Source organism: Roseburia sp. CLA-AA-H209, assembly GCF_020687575.1.
In the GTDB taxonomy this organism is placed as follows: Bacteria; Bacillota; Clostridia; order Lachnospirales; family Lachnospiraceae; genus Roseburia_C; species Roseburia_C amylophila.
This window is the reverse complement of the sequence record NZ_JAJEQU010000035.1, coordinates 1-3,868: the sequence shown is the minus strand read 5'-3', so window position 1 is coordinate 3,868 and position 3,868 is coordinate 1. Positions and strand designations below refer to the sequence as shown.

General features: G+C 37.0%; 5 protein-coding genes and 1 pseudogene. All 6 read right to left on the bottom strand.

The window, feature by feature from the left end:
* Positions 1 to 188 (bottom strand): annotated as a pseudogene (locus LKD41_RS15310) (hypothetical protein); the annotation flags it as partial.
* Between the two features lie 131 nt (positions 189 to 319).
* Complete coding sequence (locus LKD41_RS15305; protein WP_012744369.1) at positions 320 to 1,063, bottom strand: hypothetical protein; 744 nt, start codon at positions 1,061 to 1,063, stop codon at positions 320 to 322.
* 13 nt (positions 1,064 to 1,076) lie between these two features.
* Entirely contained in the window at positions 1,077 to 2,030 is a 954-nt protein-coding gene (locus LKD41_RS15300) for a hypothetical protein (RefSeq protein ID WP_118098479.1), read from the bottom strand.
* Between the two features lie 22 nt (positions 2,031 to 2,052).
* Positions 2,053 to 2,991 carry a hypothetical protein gene (locus LKD41_RS15295; protein ID WP_008115713.1) on the bottom strand — a complete coding sequence of 313 codons (939 nt, stop codon included), beginning with the start codon at positions 2,989 to 2,991 and terminating at the stop codon, positions 2,053 to 2,055.
* Between the two features lie 62 nt (positions 2,992 to 3,053).
* Positions 3,054 to 3,599 (bottom strand): hypothetical protein, encoded by a 546-nt coding sequence (locus LKD41_RS15290; protein WP_014080630.1) that lies wholly within the window; start codon positions 3,597 to 3,599, stop codon positions 3,054 to 3,056.
* Complete coding sequence (locus tag LKD41_RS15285) at positions 3,578 to 3,844, bottom strand: hypothetical protein (RefSeq protein WP_014080631.1); 267 nt, start codon at positions 3,842 to 3,844, stop codon at positions 3,578 to 3,580. The genes LKD41_RS15290 and LKD41_RS15285 overlap by 22 nt, the downstream gene beginning before the upstream one ends.
* Positions 3,845 to 3,868 lie beyond the last annotated feature (24 nt).

The following is a 3,868-nucleotide window of genomic DNA, read 5'->3' as shown; positions in this document are numbered from 1 at the left end:
CCTGTCTTAATCTGCTCTGTTTTTGTCACACCGGGACGTGATGTTTTTAATTCAACTGTACTTGTTGTCACGTTGCCGTCTTTTGTATTTGTACTATCCTTTTCACTATCTGTTTTTTTAACAGTATTCTTGTAATTTGAAGCATAATACGATGTGCAACTGCTGTTATTGATACCTGTAATTGCCATAATCCTACCTCCCTGTTATTGAAACTTAAAATAATTTCTATTATATTGAACGACTTGGATATTTAATTTCTCTCAGCCTCAATATGATATGTAATTACTATTTTTATTTGTAAATCATAGTACTAACATCATCAAATCTTAATACTCATCAATAACTGCTCTCTATTAGGCTGAATCATTGTATATTTCTCCTTAAATGAGGTAATTGCACCATACATTTTCTCAGTTAAATTTTCTGGGATTTCGTCCTTTCCCCTGGTTTTTTGCTCCTCAATGTAAGCCGATGCCAAAGTTGACCTTGTGGTAATTTTTGAAATTTTATTCATTTCTTCACCAATAATTCCACGGGCATGCTGATTGGTTGTCTCCATTGTCACAAAGTCATCCACTGTTTTTTTATATGCAGCATCTAAATTGCTTAACTCTTCATCCTTTGTAAGCTTACGAGGTCCATTTTCATCAGCTACATATATTTCTCTGGTTCCATTTTCATAGCCCTTCACAATTTCATCATATAATTCTGCGTATGCTTTAACATAATTATTTGCCTTGTCAGTAATATTTAAGGCACTTTTTCCTGTATCAACATTTTGATTCTGCTGTGCTGCCTTCTTTTGAATTTCATAACTATAATCAATATCACTGATTTTTTTACTCGCTAACAGTTCCTTTCTTTGAACCACATCATCATATTTTTCCTGTCCACTCTGCTGTATACGATTACGATAATACTCCAATCCCTCATTAGAAATCGAAAGCTTCACTGATTGCCCCACTGTATGTTTTTCGTTTGTCTGACTATTTCCTTTCTGTACTTTATCAGTATTTTTTTCCATTATTGAATTCGTATTATTCATGTAATTAAATATTTTCATATTGTCACCTCTTTCAATTATTCAAATATCCCTGATCCAGTTCTTCTTTCGACCAGACTCTTTCATACGTTCCACCAATTTCGTCAAAAACCTTTTGCCATGTAGAAAATTTATGGATTTCCTCCATGCTATCCTTGTTATTCTGAAGCCATTCATACAGCTTTTCATACATAGAACCAGAAAACCGGACACTCCAATTGTTTTTATAATTTTCATTGTCACTGTATGACATTCCATCAGCTCCTATGGATATAATTCCCTGATCTGTCCGTTTTGCCATTCCTCTAATCTCTAAATCAGCCCAGATAAAACCTTCTTCCCGACTCTCAATTAAATTAGGGTATTTGTCAAAATACATCTCCGCTAATTCTTCATCCCTCTTCCGATCCGCTTCATTTTGCAGAAGAACCTTGCCACCTCTGCCTTCCTCACCGTCTTTTACTAAATACTGGATGCCGGTACCTGAATGTGTATTTAATGTAAATCCCTGCAAAGTCTCCACATCCAGCGAATCTTTATCCATTACATTCTGCAATGCATCTTTTAATTCATCATCTAATACCAGGGCATCGTAACTCATCGTTCCATGCTCAGAAATCAAAAACTGCTTTCCTGTTGTTTCATCCTGTCTTATTTTTATATCAGAATAGGAAAATGCCCCCAAACGCTCCCCGTCTTTATTGTATATATCAAAACATTCAGCTTCATTATCGGGTACGATTCTATAATTTTCGGATTCGTACTCTGAATATTCCTGTTTCAAAGTATTTATCGTTTTTCCTGACAGTGCCAGATAAGAATCCATCACTGTACTTTTCTTAGCACGATTGATATCCGCTCTACTGCTAATATCCTCCTTATCCACCGTCTGAGCCAAAGTGTCAGCCCACTTATTCTGGTTCCGATTTGGTTTTAGGTTGTTATAACCTGTTGAATAACGGCTCTCCGCTCCTATACTTCCAATCATTTTTTAAATTCCTCCCGGCATTTTATTCTCTTATTTTAGATGCCAGTACGGTATAAAATTCTTTTTCCTGCTGCAGATATGCTGCCCTTTCCTCTGTAACTGCTGCCAACGGATTTTCTATTCTCTCCAATACTTTGTCGATAGCTGCTAAACAACTTTCTTTCGTTTCACCAAAAATATTGTCATCACCACCTGTCAGAAAATCCTGCTCTACAGATAACTGCGTTAATGTACTGGTTACATCCGTCTGAAATGGATTAAAACCAGTTTCTTCCAATGTTTCCTGCCACGCCGCCTTTACACTCTCCGGCACTGTCTGAAGGTAATAATCACTAATATATGCAATCTGCTTTTTGGTCTTTTCATCTGCAAACTGGTAGGTTCTGTTATTCGCTTTTAACTGTTCATATGCCGCCTGCGCATCACTGTTCGCTTCTGACTCATACCAACCATCTTTATTTTTGCTATATTTCATACCATTGACCGTAAAATCTTTGGAAGTGTCTACACCCAGATAAGACATAACATCCGTAATTCCCTCTGTATACCGGGCATATTCCTCCTTTGAATGTGCTACAGTAGTCATTGTCCCACCTGCATTTCGCAGCATGGATGCCAATGCATCTGCCATTCTCTGTGCTTTTACATATGATTGTGTATCATACGGATTATCTCCACCAGAAACCTCTACTCCATGCGCCGTAACCGTAAGCACATGACCTCCATTAACACGGATTCTTTGCCCTTCCGCAATATTAACAGAATTATTCTGTCTGCTAAGTGACGAACTCTTCGCCAATTTTATAGGTGTTTTTAACACTTGAACCAAATCTTCTACCGGATTTAGTAAGTGCTGCGACATCGCCTCATTATAGGTTTCCTTATCTTTAATAGCTGTATTTTTGTAATTAGATGTAAGTCCTCTTGTATTAGGATTAATATAACTTGATATTGACTGCATTGTCTCAATCTCCTTCGTTTATTCTAAATTCTCTTTTCCTTCTATGTCCAAATAACTAAGCCTTATTTATACTTACTATTTGCATTTGGCAAATTAAGATATGTATCCATACTTTTCGTCCAAAGCAACGATAAGTCAAACCTTCCCAATTTGTTTAAATCTTCTATGCTTTTTTTGAACATTGAGATAAAATCTCTTCTGTCGTTAAGTCCCATATTACCAGCTTCAAGCGGCAAAGATGTGAAACCTCCCTGCTTCTCCACTTTGTAATGTGCCTCCAATGCACGCATTTCGACTACTGTAGCACTTGATGGATTAACGTCATTGATATATATTCTTTGTTCAAACTCTTTTCCATTTTCATCCACACCTTTCGCTAACACCACCGGATTTTCATCCGTTGAATCATCCGCATATTTAAGACAATAAGAAAGACCGGTGCCATTACCTCCTGTCCACAACATATTATCTGTTGTGAATATCTGATATACCTTCGGTGTTTCTGCCGTATAAAATGTCTTTTCCCCAGATGCAGGCGTTTTCATATTATTGCCTTTTTGTTGGCGGTACATTGAAGATACCGTATTTAGACCAGAACCAATGTGCATACTTCTGTTCCTCCAATCATTTTATCTGAATTGTAAATGTACTGCTTGTATTCCACCATCGTCATATCTTTAGCAGACACAGAACCTATTTTTGAATTGCCCACTATACTTCCACTAGCTTCGCTCTTTTCTCTTACACTATCCGCAAACCTTGTATCTTCCTTCTCCTGATCTTTAGCCGCATTTTTCTGCTGGTACTGATTGTAAGCCCGTGTCATATAGTTCACATTAATTGTATTACTCATAGTAACCTCCTTTGCTTTCTTTAT

Excerpts from the sequence above, each read along its gene's own strand:
- LKD41_RS15300 (WP_118098479.1), bottom strand. The coding sequence starts at position 2,030 with ATGATTGGAAGTATAGGAGCGGAGAGCCGTTATTCAACAGGTTATAAC.
- LKD41_RS15285 (WP_014080631.1), bottom strand. The coding sequence starts at position 3,844 with ATGAGTAATACAATTAATGTGAACTATATGACACGGGCTTACAATCAG.
- LKD41_RS15295 (WP_008115713.1), bottom strand. The coding sequence starts at position 2,991 with ATGCAGTCAATATCAAGTTATATTAATCCTAATACAAGAGGACTTACA.
- LKD41_RS15305 (WP_012744369.1), bottom strand. The coding sequence starts at position 1,063 with ATGAAAATATTTAATTACATGAATAATACGAATTCAATAATGGAAAAA.
- LKD41_RS15290 (WP_014080630.1), bottom strand. The coding sequence starts at position 3,599 with ATGCACATTGGTTCTGGTCTAAATACGGTATCTTCAATGTACCGCCAA.